This window comes from Egicoccus sp. AB-alg2, assembly GCF_041821065.1.
GTDB lineage: Bacteria > Actinomycetota > Nitriliruptoria > Nitriliruptorales > Nitriliruptoraceae > Egicoccus.
In genome coordinates this window covers 140,322-162,753 of sequence record NZ_JBGUAX010000008.1, presented here as the reverse complement: position 1 = coordinate 162,753, position 22,432 = coordinate 140,322, and the positions used below count along the sequence as shown (strand labels likewise).

Sequence of the window (22,432 nt, the reverse complement as noted above, 5' to 3'; positions counted from 1 at the left end):
GGTCACACCGAGGACTGCGCGACGCCGGGCCGCACACGCAGGGCATCACGCGAGGCCTCGAGGAACGGCTGGTCCTTGGGCAGCACCACAGCTGCCGAGCGGACCTTGTGGTGCTCGGGATCGACACCTGGTGGGGTCGTACCCTGGTCACGCAACTCCTCGGCCGCCTTCCGCAGCCGCTGACGCGCCATGATGATCCCGGTGTCGGTGGAGACCAGCTTCTCCTTCGTGCGGTCAACGATCGGACCCATGCTCTCCTGCAGCGAGGCGTCCTGCATCGCGATTCCCTTGACCCCGGAGTAGGTCTCGCCGCGTCGCTGCGCCTCACGGTCCATCAGGTAGTCGTTGTCCTTGTTCTGCAGGGGACGGTAGGTGCCCGGGACGTACTCGTTGTGCACGCCGTGACCGTCCTTCATCGCCTGCACCTCGTCATCCGTCAGGGCGCGAACCGGGTGGTAGTCGAAGGTGAACACCCAGCAGTTCTCGTCGTCGATCGGGATCCAGAAGTGCCCGTGCACGGGGTGGTCGCCGCGGGGCGGGACCATCGTGAACGACGGCATGATCCACGGCGTGATGCGCCAGTAGTAGTGGCCCTCCTCGGCATTGCGGCGTACGCCGATGAACAACCCGCCCTCCGACTCGACGACCTCGAAGAACGGCTTGCGGTCGGCGAGGTTGTACTTGTTGCCCGCGGCGCCCTTGAAGAGCGGGTCGGACTGCAGCCCGCCGGAGTGCAGCCAGGAGACGTGGCTCGAATCGATGCCACCTTCGAGCGCCTGGAGCCAGTTGGACTCCTGCCAGCGCTTGGACGTGTAGGTCTGCTCCGGCGGGACCGTCGCGAACTCCCACTCGGGCAACGGCGGCTGCGAGGCGGGGTCGCCCATGTACGTCCAGAGGACGTCACCGACCTTGACCAGCGGATAGCCCGTCAGCTTGATCTTGGCGCACAGCAGGCTCTCCTTCTCGTCCGGTTCGGACGGGATCTCCGTGCACTGACCGGTGACGTCGTATTTCCACCCGTGGTAGGGGCAGCGCAGACCACCGTCCTCGTTGCGCCCGAACCACAACGACACCCCGCGGTGGGCACAGAACTCGTCGATGAGCCCGTAGCGACCCTCGCTGTCTCGGAACGCGACGAGACGCTCACCGAGCAGCTTGACACGCACGGGCGGGGCGTCGTCTTCGGGGAGCTCCTCCGCGAGCAGCGCGGGGATCCAGTACTGACGGAACAGCTCCCCCATCGGCGTGCCGCGGTCGGTCTGCGTGAGAAGCTCGTTGATCTCTTGCTTCAGCATCCGCTGCGCCCTCCAACTAAGGTCCTACCTATAGACATCATACCACTGCCGGTCGGCGCGTGGAGGGGCCGGGCGAACGGGCACCGACGACCTTCTCGATCTGGTGGAGGGGCAGCGAAGCCGTAACGATTACGATAAGACCATTCTTCCTTCGAAGGGGTGTACACATGAGCGACGGTCGCGTGAGCGCCGAGCTGTTCTCCGCGATCGCGAGCCCACGGGCATCCGCGGAGGTCGTCCGTCAGATCCGGGCGGCGGTCGAGAACGGGCAGCTGTCCCCGGGCGACCGCCTGCCACCGGAGCGTGAGCTCGCGACGCAACTCGGCGTCAGTCGGGTCACGGTCCGCGACGCCCTGCGCGCGCTGGAAGCCGACGGCCTGGTCACGATCCGGGTCGGGGCGGGGGGCGGTGCCTTCGTGACCACCCCGCGTGCCGAACATCTCCAGCGCGGGCTGGACAACCTGTTGCTGACGTCGGCCCTGACCGCTGCCGAGGTAACCGAGGCACGCGTGGTGTTCGAGCTCGGCGCGCTGGACCTGGTCTGCGATCGCGCCACCGACGAGGATCTCGAGGAACTCGAGGCGATCTGCGACCGCGCCGAGCAGGGCCTCGAGGACGGCGACTTCGACGTGTCGCTCTCCGCGGAGTTCCACGTGCGGCTGGCACGCGCGTCGCACAATCGGGCCGTGGAGTTGATCACGGAAGCGTTCCAGCGGCCGATCCTGCACTCACTGGTGCGCGCCAAGCTCATCGATCCACATCCCGGTGACGCCGGGATCCGCGAACACCGTGACCTGGTCGCGGCGGTTCGCGACCGCGATCCCGTGCTGGCGCGCAGCATCATGGCGACCCATCTGGCGCGTACGGCCGACCGTGTGCGCGACGACGCTGCGCTCATCGATGGTGGCGCGGCCGACAACGGCCAGCCCACGAGCCGGTGACCGCTCCGCCGTGACTGCGGCCGGCCGGACGGCGCTGGCCAGCCGCATGCCGGGCAACCGACCGTTGTCGGATCACTCCCCGTCCGCCGCAACCGTCGCCTCTGCCCGGTCGCCCGAGTCGTCCCCGGACTTCGGCCTGCGCAGGCCCCGGACGAGGTTGCCGATCAGCGGCGACAGGACTACCAGGAGCATGACGGCGCCGAGGATCATCACGATCGGCCGCGTCAGGAAGCCGGTCCCCCAGATCCGCATGGACAGCAGGTAGTTGTGCTCGAGCAGGGGGCCCAGCACGAAGCCGATCAGGAGCAGCGGCCGCGAGTAACCGAACTCCTTGAGCAAGGTGCCGAGCAGCCCGAATCCGAGCAAGACGTAGACGTCGATGAAGTTGTTCCTGACCGAGAACGCGCCGAGCATGCTGGCGACGAGGATCGGTCCGACGATCAGTGACGCCCGCAGACCGGTCACCTTGGCCATCCCGGGGGTGATGAACGCACACAGCACGGCGGCGATGATGTTGGCGAAGACCAGGATCCAGATGATCATCCAGACGATGTCGATGTTGTCCGTGATCATCGTGGGACCCGGCTGGATGCCGAAGGCGAGGAACCCCGCCAGGATGATGGCCATGCCGGAGCTGCCGGGGATCCCGAACGCCAGGGTCGGGATCAGCGCGCCGCCCTCTTTCGAGTTCGTCGCCGCGTCGGCGGCGATGACGCCTTCCACCTCACCGGTACCGAACAGGTGGCCGCGCTTCGAGGTCCGTGCGACCTGCCCGTAGCCGATGAACTGCGCTGCGGCATCGCCCATGCCCGGAGCTAGCCCGACCCACATCCCCGACACCGAACTCTGCAGCACGGCCATCTTGTGACTCAGGGTGTCCTTCGCGCCCTGCAGCAACTGCCGGAAGGGACCCTCCTGTGGCGGGCGCTTGGCGATGGCCCCGCCCCTTCGCATCAGGCCGACCATCTCGGTCACGGCATACAGCCCGAGCAGGACCGGGATGAGGCTGAAGCCCTCCCAGAATGCGAGATTGCCGAAGGTCCATCGCTGCGTGGCCGTGCTGCCCTCCATGCCCACGAACGAGAGCATGACGCCGAGACCGCCGGAGATCAACGCCTTGAACTTGTCGGCGCCGGACACGTAGGACATGAAGACGAGCGCGAGCAGGATGAGAGCGAAGAACTCGGGGGGTCGGAACGCCAGCACGATCGGGCGGATGACGGGCAGGCTCAGCGCAAGGGCGAAGGCGCCGAGCAGGCCGCCGATCAGCGAGGCGGTCAGTCCGGCCGACACCGCACGGATGCCTTCCCCACGCTGTGTCATGGGAAAGCCGTCGAACGTACTGGCCACACCCGAGGCGGAACCCGGGATCCCGAAGAGGATGGAGGTGATCGTGTTCCCGGTCCCGTTGACCGCCGTGATCGCCATCATGAAGGCGATGCCGGCCGTGGCATCCAGTCGGAAGATGAAGGGCAGCAGGATCGCCAGCGCGAACGAGCCACCCAACCCGGGGATGATCACCACGAACGTGGAGATGGCGACCCCCAGGAACAGGTAGAGGACGATGTCCCCGGAGATCAGCGCAAGGCCTTCAAGCACGACCGGTCACTCCCCTGCCGACGCCGGCGGTTGTGGTCTGGATGGACGCGATCACGGCCATGGCAACAGTCCGCCGAACATGCCCTGGTACAGGCGGACGCCGAGCAGATACACGAACAGGAAGTACACGGCGCCCGTCATGCCGCCGGCGTACAGCACAACCGTGTGCCACCGTTCGCGACCGAAGACCCGCATGAACAGCGCGATGAACAGCGGTATCGAGATCAGCATCCCCAGGAAGTAGGTCAGGGCGGCCAGGGTGATAACCCACAACCCCGCGATGGGCAGGTTGGTGTTGCGGTCCTTCGTGGCCAGTTCGGCACCGGCCGCGATGAGCGTGCCGTCGGCCTGCTCTTCGACGCCTGTCGTCGGTACCTTCTCCGGTTCTTCCTGGCTGTAACGGTCGGCCTCCTGGTCGCTGGTCTGGCCGACCGACGTGTCACCTCGCCGCACGCGCAGGACGTCCCGGACGACCTGCGCCGCAATTGCCGCGAGCGTCGGGATGCCGACCACGAGCGGCGCCGTGCGCGCGTCCCGCGAGAAGTCGAGGGCACTCCACACCGCCAGGCCCATGATGAGCCCCACGAGCGTGATGAACCCCAGCGCCGCGACGTGACGGGGCACCAACGGGCCCGTCCGCCGCGTTCTCGCCGTCGCGCCGTTCGGTGCCGACACGTTTCCCACTGCGAACGCCTTCTCTCCCGAGGTGCTAAGGGTCCGACCTTAGGTCCAATAGGTCAAGGGGTCAAGGGAATCTTCAGCTTCCGCGGGCTACTTCGGAGCGGTCCGGGCATGCACGACAGCAACGCCCCCGGCCCGCACCACGGTGAGCGCCTCCTTGAAGGCAGCCGCGAGCTCGCCTGGTTCGATGAAGGGCCCTCGCGCCCAGGCGCCGTAGCCGCGTGCGATGTCGGCGAAGTCCATCTGCGGGTCCTCCATCCGCATGCCGATCCAGGCGTTGTCGATCGGGCGGTCGCGGTCGAGGGCCACGGCCTGCTGATGGCCTTCGTCGTTGTAGAAGGAGCTGTTGTCGTTGACGACCAGCAGGAGCGGGATCCGGTAGTGCACGGCGGTCCAGATGGCGCCCGGCGCGCTGAGCAGATCGCCGTCACCGACGATGGCGACCGGCAGCCGGCCGTTCTCGGTGGCTCCCAACGCGGCGCCGACCACGGCGCCTGGCCCGTAGCCGACGCCGGCGCCGCCGCTGTGGCCGAGGTAGTCGCTGCCGTCGCGGAACTCCCAGACGCTCTTGGGGAACGAACGTGTGTTGCGGAGCAACAGCTGCCACGGTTCGTCCTTGACCGTCTCCCAGAGCTCGGCCACCAGACGGGCTGGCGCGATGGGGGTCTCGTCCCATCGCCGCCGCACGACATCACGGTCGTCGGTCATCAGTTGCTCGTGGCGCTCGCGAAGTGCGTCACGGCGCGCCTCGATTCGGGCCGCGGCGGCCGGATCGGATGCTGCATCGGACAACGCGGCAGCGATCGCCTCGGCCGCGCGCACGGGAGATGCGAGGTGGCGTTGCCGACAGTTCGGCGTCGTCGCACCCATGTCGGTCCAGCCGCGAAGTGACAGGTCTCGCAGGCCGACGTCGATGAGTTCGACGTCCTGGAGTGCCTCACGCTCGGTGCGGCCGATCCGCCGGCCCTTGACCGGCCCGAGCAGCGAACGGAGATCCTTGACCCCGAGCGCCAGCACGAGGTCTGCCTCGGCCAGGACGTCGTGGGCTCCGGTCAAATTCTGGGCGAACCGGCTGGGGATGATGCTGGCGTGCTCGTTCTCGAAGCAGGCCGCTCCCACCGCTTCGGCGATGGCGACCACGGCCGTGGTGGCCGCGGGGTCGTAGCCCATGGTGCCGACGACGATCGCGGGTCGTTCGGCGCCCAGCATGGCCGCGGCGATGTCGCTCGCGGCGGCGGGATCCAGTCGCAGCCCGTCAGGAGCTTCGCTGGCTTCACCACTGGGGGCCACGTCGGTGGTGGGCTGCTCCTGCACTGCGGCGTCGACCGTGACGTAGACGGGTCCCTTGGGTTCGGTCTGGGCGATCCGCGTGCCCTGCACGAGCGCGTGCTGCGTGCCCGGCAGATCGATCGGTTCCGCGTCCCACTTCACGAAGCGACGCACGAGATCGGCCTGGGCCGTGGCGGCGTGGATCCAATCGATCGGGCGGCGTTCACGGGTGTCGGCGGGACCACCTCCGCCGATCAGGACGAGTGGGACCTCATCGACCAGGGCGTTGTAGACGCCCATCGTCCCCTGCATCAGCCCGACGAGGTCGTGGATGACGGCGAAGCCGACGCGACGAGTCGCCTTCGCGTACCCATGCGCCATCGCGACGGCGATGCCTTCGTGATGGCACAGCAGCAGTTGCGGCGCGTTGTTCCCGGCATAGTTGACGATCGAGTCGTGCAGGCCGCGGAAGCTCGATCCGGGATTCATCGGAAGCCAGCGGCACCCGAGGCGGCGCAACTCGTCGACGAGGTGATCGGATCCCCAGGCTGCTGGGACGCCTCCCTCCGGCAGTCCGACCGGCTGCTCGACCGCGCTCGGGCCCAGGCCGGCCCCCATCTCGTTCATGACGTCTCCCATGGTGGACTCCGTCCCCTCTGCCCGCGGCGTGGGTGGCGCGTGCGTTGCTCGAGCACGCAAAGGTAACGGTCAGACCATATGGCCGATTTTGGACCACCGTCAACTGGCGCAGCTCCGCCCGCTCCGGCATCCGAACCGCTGCAGCGCCCAACGACCGATGTCGTATCCACCCTTGACAGCCGATGACTAATGGTCGTACCGTTAGCCCACGCATCGGTCACGAAGCGTTCTTCTTGCTCTGGCGGGTGTGATGGAGAGCACACATCGGGAGAGGAGCAGAGATGGCAATCCGCAAGTTCAGCCGAGCGCCGATCATCGGCCTCGCACTCGCCTTGGCGCTCGCAGCCTGCGGTGGCGGCGACGTGGACGGCGGGGACACCGCAGCGCCGACGACAGAAGAAGCCGCAGGTGACGGCGCGGCCGGTGGCGACACGACCGCCGACACCGGCGACGAAGACGGCGGGGAGGGTGTCACGGGTGTCCTCGAGGGCGAGCTCATCACCATCGAACTGGGTGTCAGTCCGGGGGGTGGGTACGACTCCTACGCCCGGATGATCGCGCCCTACCTCGCCGAGGAACTCAACGCCGACGTCGTCGTGGAGAACGTGACCGGCGCCGGTGGCCTGCTGTCGCTGAACCAGGTCTACAACAGCCCACCGGACGGCACGAAGATCACGCTCATCAACGGCGCCGGGGTGCTCGGCGCGGTCATCGGCGGCGCCGAGGGTGTCGAGTTCGACCTCGCCGACATGACCTGGATCGGGCGCCTCGCGGGTGAGCCCCGGCTCATCACCGTCGGGACGCACACCCCGTACGAGACCGCGGAGGACCTCGTCGGTTCCGACGATCCCGTCACCTTCGCGGCGACCGGCCCCACCAGCGGTGCCGGCATCGTCTCGGCGCTGTCGATCGAAGCGCTCGGGCTCTCGAACGGCGATGTCGTCTACGGCTTCGACGGCAGCGAGGAGTCGACGCTGTCGGTGACGGCCGGTGAACTCGACGCCGTCGCCAACACGCTCGGGACCGCGATGACGAACGTCAACGCCGGTGACCACCGACCGCTGATCCTGATAGGCAATGAGCGGGTCGAGGAGCTTCCGGACGTGCCGACGTACGGTGAGCTCGACCTCGAGGGCGAGGCCGCACAGATCGCCGCGGCGATGGTCGCCATCACCGAGGGCGGCCGCCTGCTGGCCGGCCCCCCTGGCATGCCCGACGAGGTCATCAACGAACTGCGTGCGGCGTTCGAGAACCTCGTCAACAACCCGGAACTGCTCGAGGAGGCCGAGCGGCAGAACCTGCCCATCCAGTGGCTGGACCACACCCAGGTCGAGCAGATCATCGCCGACGCGCTGGACGCGCCGCCCGTCGTCGCCGAGGTCCTCGCCGAAGGCGAGGAGGAGTGACGACCTGACTGCGGCGCGGGGCGGTCGAGCCCCATCGCACTCACGGATCACCGAAGCGGGCCGGCTCCTTTGGAGCCGGCCCGCTCTCTTCACTGACTACTTGGCAGGCTGCGCTGCCGACAAGCGGCCTCCGGAAGCCCACGCACAGGCCCAACCCTCGCGAAGTGGAGCACGGCAGATCCTCTGAGGCGTGCGACACCACACCGCCCTTCGCGGTCAGCTCGGCGCGTGACGTCGAGCCGAGTACCACCTGCGCTGTCGGCGTCCGGGCTCGGTGGACACGCGGTGGACACGCCAGCTCCGGAGAGGGCCGGGGCCCCGGCACGAGCCGGGGCACCCGTCCCGGCGACATCGACACGTGATCCGCGGCGGCCGTCGTACACGTCGACATTGGCAACGACGACGCCAGTGTCCGCTCGAAGCCGGCGTCGGCGGTCATGGTGTCGAGGTGGCCACCACGTCGTCGACGACGCGAGGCGGCAGGTACACCACGCCCCGGCTCGCGTATCCAGTGTGCGGTCCAGCTGATGCTCTCGAGTGGTTCGATCTCGTCGCGTGGCGCCAGGCCGGCGGCTGTGAGGTGCCGCGCTGCTGCCTCGAGGTCGTTGGTGCACACCTCGAGCCACACGTCGGAGCGTGCTGCGCTGTCGAGCCACGGGGGTCCCCGTTCCCACCGCTCGAGGCGCCGACGGTCGGGTCCGTCGGCCACGATCCTCCCCCAGTTCCGTGTACGGCCGTGGTCCCTATCGTCGGGCGGAGCCGAGGATGGAGGAGGCCGAGGTGGCCAGGAGCACACCGTCGGAGCCGTTGTCGACCGGCCTGCGCTGGTTCAGCGCCGGCCTGGGGACGGTGCAGCTCGCCGTGCCGGGTCTGGTCAACCGGGCCATCGGCATCGCGCCGAGCGCACGCAACAACTGGGTCATGCGCAGTGTCGGGCTGCAGGAGCTCGGCGTGGCGCTGGGACTGCGCAACGTCCGCACCACCCCGGCACCGCTGCTGTGGTCGCGCGTGGCCGGTGACGCCCTGCACCTCGGCCTGCTGGTGACCGCTCTTCGCCGCCCCGGCAACGACCGCCGCCGGCTCCTGAGCGCCATCGGCAGCGTGGCCGGTGTGGGCATGCTGGACGTCGTCGCCGCCCTTCGGGCCCTGGGGGACGCGTCCGGCGCGCGGGAGATCAGAACGACGGTGAGCGCCACCATCCTGCGCGATCCCGACAGCGTGTACGGCTACTGGCGCGACCTCGCCAACCTGCCGACGTTCATGAGTCACGTCGTCCGGATCGAGGTCCTGGACGGGCAGCGCTCCCACTGGGTCGCCGAGGCACCCGGTGGCCAGCGCGTCGAGTGGGACGCCGAGATCGTCCAGGACGTGCCCGGCAAGGTGCTCGCCTGGAAGTCCCTGCCCGGCGCGCAGGTGCCCAACGCCGGCATCGTGCGCTTCGCGCCGGCCCCCGGCGACCGCGGCACCGAGGTCACCGTCGAGTTCGAGTTCTCCCCGCCCGCCGGCGCCGCCGGTGCCGGCGTGGCGAAGCTGTTCGGCGAGCACCCCGAGCAACAGGCGCGCGACGACGTCAGACGCCTCAAGCAGGTACTGGAGGCCGGCGAGGTGGTGCGCTCCGACGGCTCGCCGGAGGGACTTCGCACCAGCCGCCTCGTCGCCCAGCGACCGGCACAGCCACAACCGTGACCGCGAAGGGACGCGCCGTTCGGCGCGCCGGCCAGCGACAGGAGTCGTGATGCGAGCCAACGTCTGGGTCAAGCCGACGAAGGTCGAGGTGCAGGAGGTGCCCGACCCGAAGATCCTCAACGACCGTGACGCCATCGTGCGGGTCACCTCGACCGCGATCTGCGGCTCGGACCTGCACCTCTACGACGGCTACATCCCGGCCATGCGCAAGGGTGACGTGCTCGGGCACGAGTTCATGGGCGAGGTCGTCGAGGTCGGCCCACGGGCCGCGGAGAAGCTGCGCATCGGCGACCGGGTCGTCGTGCCGTTCCCGATCGCCTGCGGGGCCTGCTGGGCGTGCCGGCAGGAGGAGTACTCGCTGTGCGAGAACGGCAACCCCAACGCACCCGTCGCCGAGAAGTTGCACGGCCACTCCCCGACCGGCCTCTTCGGCTACTCCCACCTGCTCGGCGGCTACGCCGGCGGGCAGGCCGAGTACGTACGGGTGCCCTTCGCCGACGTGGGACCGCTGCGGATCGACGACGCCGACCTCCGCGACGATCAGGTGCTGTTCCTCACGGACGTGCTGCCCACGGGGTTCATGGGCGCGGAGATGTGCGACATCCGGCCGGGCGACGTGGTGGCCGTGTGGGGCGGCGGCGCCGTCGGGCAGTTCGCGGCGTTGAGCGCCCGGCTCCTCGGCGCGGAGCGGGTCATCGTGATCGACCGGTTCCCGGAGCGGCTGGCCATGGCGCGCGAGCACGCGGGCGCGGAGACGCTGGACTATTCGGCGGTCAACGTCCCCACCGCCCTGAAGGAACTGACCGCGGGCCGGGGACCCGACGCGTGCATCGACGCCGTCGGCATGGAGGCCCATCACGCCTCGGCGATGATCCACACCTACGACAAGGCCAAGCAGTGGGCCCGGCTGCAGACCGAGCGGGGCCATGCCCTGCGCGAGGCCGTCCTCTCCTGCCGCAACGGCGGCACGGTCTCGATCGTCGGCGTGTACGGCGGGTTCCTCGACAAGTTCCCGATCGGTTCGGTCATGAACCGGTCGCTGACGATCCGCACCGGCCAGTGCCACGTCCATCGCTATCTACGGCCGCTCCTCGAGCGCATCCAGGCCGGCGACATCGACCCCAGCTTCGTCGTCACCCACCGGCTGCCGCTCGACGAGGCACCGACCGGCTACCGGCTGATGAAGAAGAAGGACGAGGGCTGCGTGAAGGTCGTGCTGACGCCGTGACGACCAGGCTCGGGTCGCGAGCGGCGATCACGTCGCCGGCGGCCGGTGACCGTCCGTGCCTGCGCCACGGTCGGGCAGTGGGATCTCGCTGGTGTCGAGCTGACCGGGGCCCATGGCACCGACGGCCGGCGTGCCGGCCTCCAGCGACGTGACCGTCTCAATGGCGTCCTCGAGCCGCTCGTCCACGGCTCGGTGACCCGGCTCGGCGACGCCCGCTCGCGCCCGTTCGTCCCCGTTGCGCCGGTGCGCGTGGTCGAGCACGGCCAGGAACGGCGTGTCGCCGACCACCTCGGCGAGTTGGCGCGGCGCGCCGCGCAGGCCGTGACGTTCCGGGCGGAACGGCACGACGATCAGGTGCCCGGGCCGCGCGACGTCGGCGGCGACGGCGGTCCGCCGCCGCGGATCGACCGTGACCTCCACGCCGAAGCAGTCACGGACCAGCCGTTGCAGGGCGTCGTCGGCGACGGTGCTGATCACCTCGACCGCCGGACGCCGCCCGCCCGGATCCGCGTCCCGGATGCGCCGCACCACCTCGATGGCCAGACGCAGTGCCGGCCGGCCCTCGCCGTGCAGGTTGCTCTCCGCGACGAGCACGACCAGACGCTGCCAGGGGTCACGGTCGAGCCGGCCGACCAGGATGGGAGCGGGCGCGGCCGTGACGATCGAGTCGATCGTGGTGCCGAACACCGTGCGCCCACGCCGCGGGCGCGCCTCCCAGCCGAGCACGAGCATGGTGCCGCGCTGCTCCACCATCGCGTTCAGGATGCCGGTGGACGGTGAGGCGTCGAGGCGCACGACCGCCGCGCTCTCGCCGCCCGTGCTCTGCACGAGCCGGTCGGCGTCGCGGGCGATGTCGGCCGCCGCGTCGAACTGTTCGGGGCCCGCCTCCGGCGGCGCGACGGTGACCGGGACGACCAGTCCTCCGTCCTTCGCAGCCACCAGCGACGCGAGCGCGACCAGCCGGTCGGCGTTTCCCGGGTCGGCGATCGGCACGATCACCCGCTCGCCGATGCGACGTCTCGTCGTGGCCTGCGACAACCGCGGTGCGACCCGGTCGGCCAACCAGGCGGAGACGAGGCAGGTCACGAGGATGACCACCACGACCGCATTGAGCGTCTCCGCGTCGATGATCTCCGCCTGCAGGCCGACCATCGCGGCGGCCAGGGTCGCCGCCGCCTGGGCCGAGGTGAGCGCCGCCATGGCGCCCCACTCCTGACGGTCGAAGCCGAGCAGCCGTCCCGTGCCGTAGGCGGCGAGGAACTTGCTGCCCAGCGCCACGGCGATGAACCCCGACGCCATGCCCAGTACGCGCGGGTCGACCAGCATGGCGGGGTCGATCAGCAACCCCACCGTCAGGAGGAACGCGGGGATCAGGAACGCGTCACCGACGAACTCGATCCGTCGCATGAGCGGTGAACCGGCGGGGATGAGGCGGTTCAGTCCGATCCCGGCGAGGAAGGCGCCGACGATGGGTTCGATACCGGCGACCTCGCCGAACGCGGCCGTCCCGAACAAGGCCAGCATGGCGAACACGAAGCGCGGATTGCGGCCGACCCCGTAGGTGGCGAAGAACGCCCGCCCGACGCGCGGAAGGACCCAGACGGTCAGAGCGGCGAGGATCAGGAAGCCGCCGGCCAGCGTCAGCCACAGCGCCGGCCCGAGCTGCCCGGCATGGGCACGCAGCACCACGACCAGGACGACCAGGGCGGCGGTGTCCGTGAGGATGGTCGCCCCAACGCTCGTGGAGACGGCAGCGTTCGTCGCGGTGCCGTGGGCCCGGAAGGTCGGGTACGTCAACAACGTGTGCGATGCCCAGCACGAGGCGAGCAGCACGGCCGCGAGCAGGGGGAATCCCATCGCCGCGATGGCGACGGTGCCGACGAGCATCGGGATCAGGAATCCGGAGAGCCCGAAGACCAACGCCTGGGTCCGGCGCTTGACGAACTCGTGCAGGTCGAGTTCCAGCCCCGCGACGAACATGAGGTAGAGCAGGCCCGCCTCACCGATGACGGCGAGCGGCCCCTCGCGTTCGAGCAACCCGAGCACGCCGGGGCCGGCCAACATGCCGACCAGCACGAGCGTCACCAGTTGAGGGATGCGCAACCAGCGGGCGAGGATCGGCGCGACGAGGATGGCCGTCATCACCGCCAGGAACAGCCAGGCGGCGTCCTCCAGGGGCAGCGTGGGCAGATGCAGCACGTGGACCTCGTCAGGCAGGGGTGAGCGAGGGACGACGGCGCCGGTCAGCTCGTCGCTCGACCAGGGCGCCGCTTCGGACGGGGTACGCCGTTCAGCCCGACGCCGTGCTCGGCTGCCAACGCAGCAATGCCGAGGACAGCCGCCCGTTGCGCTCGGCGAGCGCGCGACGGTCGTCGGGCGTGAGCCGCCGCGAGCGCAGGAGTGCCGCGTTGCGGCCCAACTCCTGATGTGCCCGTGCGGCACAGGCGGACGAGCAGCAACCTGCCGCCAGGGTCTCCATGCCACAGACGAGACACGCCTGGGGGCGGAACGGACTCGGAGCGGCGTGCAGCGGGGTGGTCATCGAGCAGGCTCCTCGGAAGACGTGAGGACCCGCTCCTTGAGTCCGAGCTTCAGGCTAACCACAGGTTCCGTATCCGGTCGGCCCGAACGGGCAGGTGGCCGGTTGGTGGCGCGCACGCCGAGGACGCCACCACGTCGGCCGGCGCCGCAGGAGGAGGGCTCTGTCAGCCGAAGCCGACGACCTCGTGCGGGCGGTAGGGCGCCTCGAGCCGCGCGATCTCCTGGTCGGTGAGCGACAGTTCGACCGCGGCGACGGCGTCGTCGATGTGGTGCGGCTTGGTCGCCCCGATGATCGGCGCGGTGACTGCCGGCTTCGACAGCATCCAGGCGAGCGCCACCCGGGCCATGGGCACCCCGCGTTCGCCGGCCACCTCGGCGACCCGTTCGACGATCTGTCGGTCCTCGTCGAGGTACAGCTTGGCCCCGAAGGGGTCGTTGCGTGAGCGCTCGGTCTGTTCGTCCCAGGCGCGGGCCAGTCGCCCGCGGGCGAGCGGACTCCACGGGATCACGCCGATGCCCTGGTCCCGGCAGAGCGGCAGCATCTCGCGCTCCTCCTCGCGGTTGAGGAGGTTGTAGTGGTTCTGCATGCTGACGAACCGCGTCCAACCGTTGACATCCGCCGTGAACAGGGCCTTGGCGAACTGCCAGGCCCACATCGACGAGGCGCCGAGGTAGCGCACCTTGCCGGCCTTCACGACGTCGTGGAGCGCCTCCAGCGTCTCCTCCATCGGCGTCGCGTGGTCCAGCCGGTGGATCTGGTAGAGGTCGATGTGGTCGGTCCCCAGTCGCCGCAGGCTGTGGTCGACTTGGCTCAGGATCGCCTTGCGGGACAGCCCGGCGCCGTTCGGTCCCGGGTGCATGCGCCCGTGCACCTTCGTGGCGATCACGACCTCGTCGCGGTTGACCCCCAGGTCGCGCAGGGCCCGGCCGAGGAACTCCTCGCTGGTGCCGGCCGAGTACACGTTGGCCGTGTCGAAGAAGTTGATGCCGGCGTCCAGCGCCTGGCGGAAGAACGGCCGCGCCGCCTGCTCGTCGAGTGCCCACGGATGGTTGCCGCGGGAGGCGTCGGCATAGGTCATGCAGCCGAGGCAGATCCGCGACACCTCGAGACCCGTGCTGCCGAGCTTGACGTGGTCCATGTGGGCGGCTGCTCCTCGTGGCGCGTCCGACGCTAGCAACGGGCCGCTCCGGGGACCGCGCGCAACAACCCTGCGCCACCGCGGCGCAGCGGTGGAAGCCGCCGCGACTCCTGCGGCGTTGTTGCCTGGATGGTCCTCCGCCGCTCCCGGCCGGGGACACCATGGAGGAGACACCATGTCCGTCGTCGGAACCGACCGCCTGCCCATGCTCGCCCTCGACCAGGGCGTCGTGGTGCCCACGATGGTGGTCAACGTGATCGTGGAGTCGGGCGAGGCCGCCACGGCGGTCGCCGCCGCGGAAGGCGGGGACGCGCGGCTGCTGCTCGTCCCCAGGGTCGACGGGCGCTACTCGTCGGTCGGCACCATCGCGCAGATCGTCGAGTCCTACGACCTCGAGGGCAACCGTGCCGTGGTCCTGCGCGGCCTGCGCCGCGCACGCCCGGGCGGCGGCTCGATGGGCAGCGACCAGGCACTGTGGGTCGACGTCGAGGTGCTGGCCGAGGACGAACCGACTGCGCGCACCCGCGAGCTGGCCGTGTCCTACCGCGCCGTGCTCGACGAGATCCTGCGGCTGCGGCAGGCGTCGACCGTGGCCGAGCGGCTCGCGATGATCGACGACCTCGCCGAACTGGCCGACACCGCCGTCTACTCCCCCGACCTGACGCTGGCACAGAAGGTCGAGGTGCTGGAGACGCTCGACCTCACCGCACGCCTCGAGCTGGTGCTGGGCTGGGCCCGCGAGACGCTGGCGCAGGTCAAGGTCGAGCGTGACGTGCGGCGGCAGGTCGGCGAGCGGGTCGACAAGCAGCAGCGTGAGTACCTCCTGCGTCAGCAGTTGCAGGCCATCCGCGAGGAGCTCGGCGAGACCGGCTCCGCCGAGGACGGCGACTACCGCCAACGACTGGCCGACCTGGACGCCCCCGCGGCGGTGAAGCAGGCGATCGAGCGCGAACTGGACCGGCTGGAACGTGTCGGCGAGCAGTCCCCGGAGCACAGCTGGATCCAGACCTGGCTGGACACCGTGTTCGAGGTGCCCTGGAACGTGCGCCCCAGCGACCGTCTCGACCTGGCCGAGGCCCGCTCGGTGCTCGACGCCGACCACACCGGCCTGGACGACGTGAAGGAGCGGTTGGTCGAGCACCTCGCCGTCCGCAAGCTGCGGCACGAGCGCGGGCTGGACACCGTCGCAGACGGCGCCGTGCCCGCCCGGCGGGGCGCCGGCCAGATCCTGCTGCTGGTCGGCCCGCCGGGCGTGGGCAAGACCTCGCTCGGCGAGTCGGTCGCCCGGTCGATGGGCCGCCCGTTCGTGCGCGTCGCGCTGGGCGGCGTCCGCGACGAAGCCGAGGTCCGCGGCCACCGGCGCACCTATGTCGGCGCCCGGCCCGGTCGGATCGTGCGGGCCCTGACGGAGGCGAAGGCGATCAACCCGGTCCTGCTGCTGGACGAGCTCGACAAGGTGGGTGCCGACTGGCGGGGCGACCCCTCGTCCGCGCTGCTCGAGGTGCTGGACCCGGCCCAGAACCACACGTTCCGCGACCACTATCTCGAACTCGACCTGGACCTGTCCGACGTGGTGTTCCTCGCCACCGCCAACGTGCTGGAGACCATCCCGGCCGCGCTGCTCGACCGCATGGAGGTCGTGCGACTGGATGGCTACACCGACGACGAGAAGGTGTCGATCGCCCGCGAACACCTGCTGCCGCGCCAGGTCGAACGGGCCGGCCTGCGCCCCGACGAGGTCGAGGTACCCGACACGGTCCTGAACGCCGTCATCGGCGGCTGGACCCGCGAGGCGGGCGTCCGCGGGCTGGAGCGCGCGCTCGGCCGGCTGATGCGGCGGGCCGCGTCCCGGATCGGCAGCGACCCCGGCGTGGCGCCGGTCGCCGTCGACGAGCCGATGGTTCGCGACGTGCTCGGGCGACCCACCGTGCACCTCGACGAGGCCGCCGGCCGCACCGCCGTACCGGGCGTGGCGATCGGCCTGGCCGTCACGGGTGCAGGCGGTGACGTGCTGTTCGTCGAGGCATCGCTGCACGAGGGCGATGAGGGCCTGACCCTCACCGGGCAGCTCGGCGACGTGATGAAGGAGTCGGCGACGATCGCGACGTCGTACGTCCGCGCCCACGCCGCCGAGCTCGGCATCGCGCCCGACGCCCTCGCCGGACGGCGGGTGCACCTGCACGTCCCGGCCGGGGCGGTGCCGAAGGACGGCCCATCGGCCGGGATCACGATGGTGACGGCGCTCGTCAGCGCGCTGACGGGCCGGCCGGTCCGCGACGACATCGGCATGACCGGTGAGGTGACCCTGCAGGGCCGGGTACTGCCCATCGGCGGCGTCAAGCAGAAGGTGCTCGCGGCGCACCGCGCCGGGGTGCGCACCGTCGTCCTGCCGGCCCGCAACGGCGACGACGTCGACGACCTGCCCGCAGCCGTACGAGACTTGATGGACGTCCACCTGGTGGAGGACGTCCGCGACGTGCTCGCCGTGGCCCTGACGGCACCGGCGGCAGCCGCCGCCTGACCCACCGCCGCGACGATGGCGCGCCCACGCGGCGCGCCATCGTCGTTCAGTCGGGCGGGAGACAGCCGGAACACTGGTGGCCGGTCCCTGGCTCCGTGGCGGCCAGGCGCGCGCGGCGACGGAGGGGCCCGTCGAGAATCCTGTCGCCACCTGCCGCCGGCGCGTGTCGTCGCCTGGCAGACTGACGGCATGGACACACCACGCCGGAACTGGTCCGACCTCACGCCCACCCAGCAGCGCCTGATCGTCGTGGCCGGGGTGGTCACCACCGCGTGGCAGGTCGCCATGCTGTGGGATCTGCGCCGACGGCCCGCCGAGGACATCCGCGGCTCGAAGCGCGCCTGGGTGCTCGCGTCGTTCGTCCGGCCGCTGGGCCAGATCGCCTACTACGTGTGGGGGCGTCGGCCAGCCGGAAGCTCCTGACCGAGCGTCGTGGAGGCGGCGACGGAGCGGGTTTTCCCCGGCCCGCCGACACGCCCGGCGTCCGGGACGTTGTCCTCTGGTGCGCCCCGGGCGGCTCGGCGACAAGGAACCGGCTGGCTCCCAGGCGCAGGGCGCGTACGGATCTCCCCGTCGACGGTGGGCCAGGAGGCAGCCACGTGGCCGACGACCGTGAACTCCTCGTCCGCATCGACCAGCGCGTCTTCGACGAAAAGGGGAACGTCGTCGGCGTGGTCGAGGCCGTCGTGCTGACGCCGACGCTGTCGCACATGACCCATGTCAGCGTGTCGCCGGGCGGCGGCTTCACCGAATCGCGCCTCGTGCCCATCGACGACCTCGAACCCACCGACGGGTCCCTGCGCCTGCGGACCGACGCGCCGTGGCCCCACGGCTTCGATCGCACGTATGACCTCGATTTCCTGCCGCTCGAGCAGGACGGGGATTATCAACTGCCCTACCCGTACGGCGCCGAGCACCTGCTGCTGTGGGACCGTCTGGAGACACCGATGGGTACGGGCACGGTCATCCGCAGTCAGCTGCCACCCGGCGAGCACGAGCTGCACTCGGGCACACCGGTGCGGTCCGCAGACGGCCAACGCATCGGCCACGTCGCGGGATTGTTCCTCGACCAGGCGACGGACGAGGTCAGCCACGTGGTGCTGCGGCACGGCCACCTGTGGGAGCGCAGGACCGTGCTGCTGCCGCTGTCGCTCCTCGAGGGGTTCCGTGAGGGCGAACTCGTCGTGCGGGGGACGGTCGCGGACCTCGACCGCTATGCCGTGTCGTGACGGCGGATGCTGGGGGCGGCCTCAGGTCGTCCGTGGGTCGGTCGGTTGACCGGCGTGATTCCGCAGGCCAGGCAGCAGTGCGAGTCCGACGACGATCGGCAGCCAGTGACTGACCAGCCGCCAGCCCAGGACGGTCACGGTCGCGGCTGCCGCGGGGGCGCCGGCGCCGACCAGGGCGCCCACCATCGCCGTCTCCACGATGCCGACCCCGCCTGGCGTCAGCGGCACGGAGGCCGCCAGCTGCGCGACGATGTAGGCCAGCAGCACCCCCGTCAGGGGCGTGCCCGCCCCGATGGTGCTCGCCAGGACGACCACCACCGCGACGTCCAGGAGCCAGTTCGCCGCCGCCCAGCCAGTGGCGGCCAGCAGCGCCCGGCGGTCGGTGGCGAGGTCGCGGACGCCCACCGCTCCACGCTCCACCAGCCCGGCGACCGCCCCGGGCCGGACCCGCTTGCGCAACGGCCCCCGCGCGAGGCCACGCACCAGCCGCTCCACGCTCCCGCCGATGGAGCCGGCCGGCCCGCAGGTCCTGGAGTCGAGCGCAAAGGCCCAACGATGCCCGGCGCACCCGCGGACCCGGCCGGCGCGGTCATGCGTCCCCGAGCCGACCCCACGGGGCGCGCACGTCGAGCCCACCACGCGACGTCCCGCGGAAGGGGGGTCGGCGTGGTGGGCGGGTGACGTGGTCGACGTGCGCGGTCTCGGCCGCGTTGGCGGCGATCAGAACGGGATGGTGCCGTCAGGGTCGTCGGCGTCGGCCGCGGCCTCGGGTCCGTCGCGAGGTGCGGCGGGCCGGTCGGCACTGCCGGCCGGCGCCGGCGGGTCGGTGCCGCCGCTCACGCTGCGGTCGACGGGTGCGGGTGGAACGGGGATGCGGGTGGTGCCGGGCAGGGTCCGGATCCGCAGTCCGCTGCGCGGGTGGTGCCAGACGCGGATGCCATCGGCGGTCTGGGTGACGCTCCAGCCGGCAGCATCTTTGGTGTGGTTGGTGGGCCGGCACACCGGCGCCAGCTGGTCGATGTCGGTGCGTCCGGGCACGTCACCGGGCCGGACGCGGCGCCAGGGCTTTGCGTGGTCGAGATCGCAGGCCAGCGCAGCGGTGTTGCAGCCGGGTTCGCTGCAGGTGTCGTGCACCGTCAGCACGGCGTCGGACAGCCAGCCGGGCGGGAACCGGTGTGACCGTCCGACCCCCAGGACCTGGCCGGCGTCGTCGACGATCACGGTCCGCAGGTCGGTGCCGCGTTCGTCGAGCAGCCGCCGCGCCGCCACGGACGTGAGCTGTAGCCGGCCGCCGGACAGGCGCGTCAGCACCTCGGCCGGCAGCCGGCCGGCATCCAGCAGGGTGTCGTACGACACACGCAGCAACACCTTCACCGGCACCCGCCCGCCGTCACCGTCGCCGGTCGCGCCGGCCTCGAGCAGTCCGATCAGCTTCTCGAACCGCCGCCGGCCCCGGTCCTCAGAGGCCTGGCGGACCTTGTCGGGGTCGGGGTCGTGGCCGATGCCGGGTTTGGTGGCCGGACCGGCCCGGCCGGGGTCGGTTGCGGCCTCGAGCAGCGCGAAGTTGGTGGCGTTGGCCTGTCCGAAGAACTTCCCGCCGGTGCCGTCCAGCCGCGGTTGGAGCACCAGCATCTCCGCCGGCTCGTCGTCTGCGTCAGCGGGTTCGGGGTCGGTGGCGGTGAGGTCGGTGACCAGCCAGCGCACCAGCCCGGACACCGCATCCGGATCCGTGCCCTCCAGCCGGTCGACCAGCTCGTCGACGGCGGCGTCCAGCTGAACATCCAGCCGGCGGGGCAGCCGGGCCACTTCCAGCACGATGATGCGCAGCTGTGCCCACGACAGCTTGTGCTGGTCGAATGCGGACTGCAGGCCGGGCAGCCGCCGCAGCACGTCAGCGGCGGTCAGCAGCATGCGCCGGTCCGCCGTCGTGCGGCGGGCCTCGGACAGCAGCCACTGCTCCAACGGCACCCCCGTCACGGTCTCCACCGCCGAGGAGCTTTGCAGCTGGATGATCGTGTCCAACACGGACGCGAGCAGCCGGTCGACCAGCCGCAGCTCGTCGAGCATCCCGGCCAGCCCCGGCACCTCCGCCAACAGCGGCAACGCATCCAGGCGGTCGGCCGCAGCCGCCCGCTCGCGCGCAGCCGCGCAAGTCGTCGCCGACGCGGCATCGACGGCATCGACGGCACCGCCAGCCGAATCCGTGCTCGAAGACCCGTCTGGGCGGTAGCCGGCACCGTGATCGGCCGCCAGCACCCGACCGACCGTGTGCGGCCGCCCCCGGCGCACGGCCCCACCGGCAGCCCGGTAGCGGCCGGCCGGAGCGGCCGACCGCGACGGGGCGGAAGCGGTGCGAAGCATCGGCCCAGTATCGGCGATGCCGGCGACACGGCCCGGATGGGTTGCCCGCACCTGTGGAAACGGACCATCTCGCCGTCGGCACGCGGCCTTCCGGTTCTTCGTCGTCCACACATCGACGCGCCGGCGCCACGACACGAACTCACCCGACCCGACGGCGATGTCACCCCGGGTGGGGCGCGCCACGGCTCGGGCCGTCAGGATCCATGGCATTCGTCCCACGGCCGGCATGGAGCCGGTCGTCTCCGCCCACGGAGTCGCGATGAGCCGGTGGACGCCCCTGGCGATCCTCGCGAGTGCCCAGTTCGTGATGGTGCTGGACCAGGCCGTGATGAACGTGTCGATCAGCCAGCTCGTCAGCGACCTCGACACGACGGTGACCGCCATCCAGGGCGTGATCACGTTGTACTCGCTGGTCATGGCCATGTTCATGCTGACCGGGGGCAAGATCGGCGACCTGATCGGTCGGCGACGGGCCTTCGTCGTGGGGCTGGTCGTCTACGCCGCGGGGTCGACGCTGACGGCCCTGGCGCCGAACGTCGCGGTGCTCGCCGTCGGCTGGTCGGTGATGGAAGGGCTCGGCGCCGCGCTGGTGTTGCCCGCACTCGCCGCCCTGGTCGCCGGCAGCTACGTCGAGCGCGACCGTGCCGTGGCCTACGCCGTCATCGGCGGCGTGGCCGGCGCCGGCATCGCGGTCGGACCCATCCTCGGTGGGTGGGCAACGACGGCACTGAGCTGGCGCGTCGTGTTCGTCGGAGAGGTGGTGATCGTCGTCGCGATCCTGCTGCTCGTCCGCCGCCTCGCCGATGTGCCGTCGACCACCGGGCGGCCACGACTGGACCTCGTCGGCTCGGCGTTGTCGGCGCTGGGGCTGGGTGCCGTCGTGCTCGGCGTGTTGCGAGCCAGCACGTGGGGATGGGTCGTGCCGAAGACGTCACCCATCGAGCCGTTCGGTTTCGCCCTGACCCCGTTCGTGATCGGCGCCGGGGCCGCGCTCCTGTGGTTCTTCGTCCGTTGGCAGCGGCGTCGCGAGCTGCTCGGGACGGACCCACTGGTGCGGCTGGGGCTGCTGAAGGTGCTTCCGCTGCGGGCCGGACTGCAGACGTTCCTGGCCATGAACCTGATCCTGATGGGCGTGTTCTTCACCGTGCCGCTGTACCTGCAACTCGTCCTGGGGCTGGATGCCCTGCAGACGGGGCTGCGGATGCTGCCCGTGTCGTTGCTGATGTTCCTGGCGTCGATCGCCGGCTCCTCCTTGAGCATGCGCTTCGCCCCTCGCTCGCTCGTGCGGGCAGGTCTGGTGGCCGTGATCGCCGCGACGGTGTGGCTGCTCACCACCGTGCGACCCACCCTGGACGAGCTGGCCTTCGCCATCGCCATGGGGCTCCTCGGCCTCGGTCTCGGACTGATGGCGTCGCAGCTGGGCAACGTGATCCAGTCCTCGGTCGGCGCGGCGGGCCGCAGCGAGGCGGGCGGGCTGCAGTACACCGCGCAGCAGCTCGGATCGGCGCTGGGCGTGGCGTTGGTCGGCGCGATCGTGCTCTCGGGCCTCGTCTCGAACTTCCTGGTCCGCATCGAGCAGGACCCGGCCGTCCCGAGCTCCGTCGTCGAGCAGGCCGAGGTCGCGGTCGACGGCACCGTCTCGTTCGTCACCGCGGAGCAGGTTCGCCAGGGGGCGGTCGAGGCCGGCGTGGACACCGCCACGGCGGACGCGCTCGTCGCCGACTACGAGGACGCCCAGTTGTTCGCGTTGAAGGGCGGCCTCCTCGCGGCGGCGGTGCTGGCGATCTGTGCGCTGCCGGCGACGCGGAACCTGCCACACGAGCGGCCGCGGACCCGTCGCGAACCGCCCGTCGGCACCGTCAGCAGGACGCCGGCCGCCTGAGCCCGATGCCAGCGG

The 22,432-nt window shown here is 70.8% G+C and carries 17 protein-coding genes; 8 read left to right on the top strand and 9 right to left on the bottom strand.

Annotated elements, in window-relative coordinates; all coding sequences use genetic code 11:
• Positions 1–2: 2 nt before the first annotated feature.
• Positions 3–1,295 carry a Rieske 2Fe-2S domain-containing protein gene (locus ACERM0_RS16865; RefSeq protein ID WP_373679786.1) on the bottom strand — a complete coding sequence of 431 codons (1,293 nt, stop codon included), beginning with the start codon at positions 1,293–1,295 and terminating at the stop codon, positions 3–5.
• Between the two features lie 167 nt (positions 1,296–1,462).
• Between ACERM0_RS16865 and ACERM0_RS16860 the strand changes: the two genes are divergently transcribed.
• The gene (locus ACERM0_RS16860) at positions 1,463–2,236 is read left to right on the top strand and encodes a FadR/GntR family transcriptional regulator (protein WP_373679785.1); all 774 of its coding nucleotides are present in this window, start codon (positions 1,463–1,465) and stop codon (positions 2,234–2,236) included.
• Positions 2,237–2,308: 72 nt separating this feature from the next.
• Here the strand turns inward: ACERM0_RS16860 and ACERM0_RS16855 are convergent, their stop codons facing one another.
• The 3 genes from ACERM0_RS16855 to ACERM0_RS16845 form a co-directional block, all read right to left on the bottom strand.
• A complete protein-coding gene (locus ACERM0_RS16855) occupies positions 2,309–3,835 on the bottom strand; it encodes a tripartite tricarboxylate transporter permease (RefSeq protein ID WP_373679784.1) in 1,527 nt (508 codons plus the stop codon).
• A gap of 51 nt (positions 3,836–3,886) precedes the next feature.
• The gene (locus ACERM0_RS16850; protein ID WP_373679783.1) at positions 3,887–4,459 is read right to left on the bottom strand and encodes a tripartite tricarboxylate transporter TctB family protein; all 573 of its coding nucleotides are present in this window, start codon (positions 4,457–4,459) and stop codon (positions 3,887–3,889) included.
• Between the two features lie 147 nt (positions 4,460–4,606).
• A complete protein-coding gene (locus ACERM0_RS16845) occupies positions 4,607–6,424 on the bottom strand; it encodes a thiamine pyrophosphate-binding protein (protein ID WP_373679782.1) in 1,818 nt (605 codons plus the stop codon).
• A gap of 281 nt (positions 6,425–6,705) precedes the next feature.
• Here ACERM0_RS16845 and ACERM0_RS16840 point away from each other — a divergent pair, with 281 nt between their 5' ends.
• The 3 genes from ACERM0_RS16840 to ACERM0_RS16830 all read left to right on the top strand — a co-directional run bounded on the left by ACERM0_RS16840 (position 6,706) and on the right by ACERM0_RS16830 (position 10,744).
• Positions 6,706–7,830 carry a tripartite tricarboxylate transporter substrate-binding protein gene (locus ACERM0_RS16840; protein WP_373679781.1) on the top strand — a complete coding sequence of 375 codons (1,125 nt, stop codon included), beginning with the start codon at positions 6,706–6,708 and terminating at the stop codon, positions 7,828–7,830.
• Positions 7,831–8,610: 780 nt separating this feature from the next.
• Entirely contained in the window at positions 8,611–9,516 is a 906-nt protein-coding gene (locus tag ACERM0_RS16835; RefSeq protein WP_373679780.1) for an SRPBCC family protein, read from the top strand.
• Between the two features lie 49 nt (positions 9,517–9,565).
• Complete coding sequence (locus ACERM0_RS16830) at positions 9,566–10,744, top strand: zinc-dependent alcohol dehydrogenase (RefSeq protein WP_373679779.1); 1,179 nt, start codon at positions 9,566–9,568, stop codon at positions 10,742–10,744.
• A gap of 27 nt (positions 10,745–10,771) precedes the next feature.
• Here the strand turns inward: ACERM0_RS16830 and ACERM0_RS16825 are convergent, their stop codons facing one another.
• From ACERM0_RS16825 to ACERM0_RS16815, 3 genes are all read right to left on the bottom strand, one after another.
• The gene (locus ACERM0_RS16825) at positions 10,772–12,943 is read right to left on the bottom strand and encodes a cation:proton antiporter (protein WP_373679778.1); all 2,172 of its coding nucleotides are present in this window, start codon (positions 12,941–12,943) and stop codon (positions 10,772–10,774) included.
• 91 nt (positions 12,944–13,034) lie between these two features.
• Positions 13,035–13,286: a hypothetical protein gene (locus ACERM0_RS16820; RefSeq protein WP_373679777.1), complete on the bottom strand. Its 252-nt coding sequence runs from the start codon at positions 13,284–13,286 to the stop codon at positions 13,035–13,037.
• A gap of 163 nt (positions 13,287–13,449) precedes the next feature.
• Positions 13,450–14,424, bottom strand: a complete 975-nt coding sequence (locus ACERM0_RS16815) for an aldo/keto reductase (protein ID WP_373679776.1) — start codon at positions 14,422–14,424, stop codon at positions 13,450–13,452.
• Positions 14,425–14,599: 175 nt separating this feature from the next.
• Between ACERM0_RS16815 and lon the strand changes: the two genes are divergently transcribed.
• From lon to ACERM0_RS16800, 3 genes are all read left to right on the top strand, one after another.
• Positions 14,600–16,945 carry an endopeptidase La gene (gene lon, locus ACERM0_RS16810; protein WP_373679775.1) on the top strand — a complete coding sequence of 782 codons (2,346 nt, stop codon included), beginning with the start codon at positions 14,600–14,602 and terminating at the stop codon, positions 16,943–16,945.
• Between the two features lie 189 nt (positions 16,946–17,134).
• A complete protein-coding gene (locus ACERM0_RS16805; protein WP_373679774.1) occupies positions 17,135–17,368 on the top strand; it encodes a hypothetical protein in 234 nt (77 codons plus the stop codon).
• 176 nt (positions 17,369–17,544) lie between these two features.
• Positions 17,545–18,174: a PRC-barrel domain-containing protein gene (locus ACERM0_RS16800; protein ID WP_373679773.1), complete on the top strand. Its 630-nt coding sequence runs from the start codon at positions 17,545–17,547 to the stop codon at positions 18,172–18,174.
• Between the two features lie 21 nt (positions 18,175–18,195).
• Here the strand turns inward: ACERM0_RS16800 and ACERM0_RS16795 are convergent, their stop codons facing one another.
• Positions 18,196–18,657: a YbhN family protein gene (locus ACERM0_RS16795; protein ID WP_373679772.1), complete on the bottom strand. Its 462-nt coding sequence runs from the start codon at positions 18,655–18,657 to the stop codon at positions 18,196–18,198.
• A 237-nt stretch (positions 18,658–18,894) separates the two neighbouring features.
• On the bottom strand, positions 18,895–20,277 hold the full coding sequence (locus ACERM0_RS16790) for a DUF222 domain-containing protein (RefSeq protein WP_373679771.1): 1,383 nt from the start codon (positions 20,275–20,277) through the stop codon (positions 18,895–18,897).
• Between the two features lie 517 nt (positions 20,278–20,794).
• On the opposite strand from ACERM0_RS16790, the gene ACERM0_RS16785 reads away from it, so the two are divergent.
• The gene (locus ACERM0_RS16785) at positions 20,795–22,417 is read left to right on the top strand and encodes an MFS transporter (RefSeq protein WP_373679770.1); all 1,623 of its coding nucleotides are present in this window, start codon (positions 20,795–20,797) and stop codon (positions 22,415–22,417) included.
• Positions 22,418–22,432 lie beyond the last annotated feature (15 nt).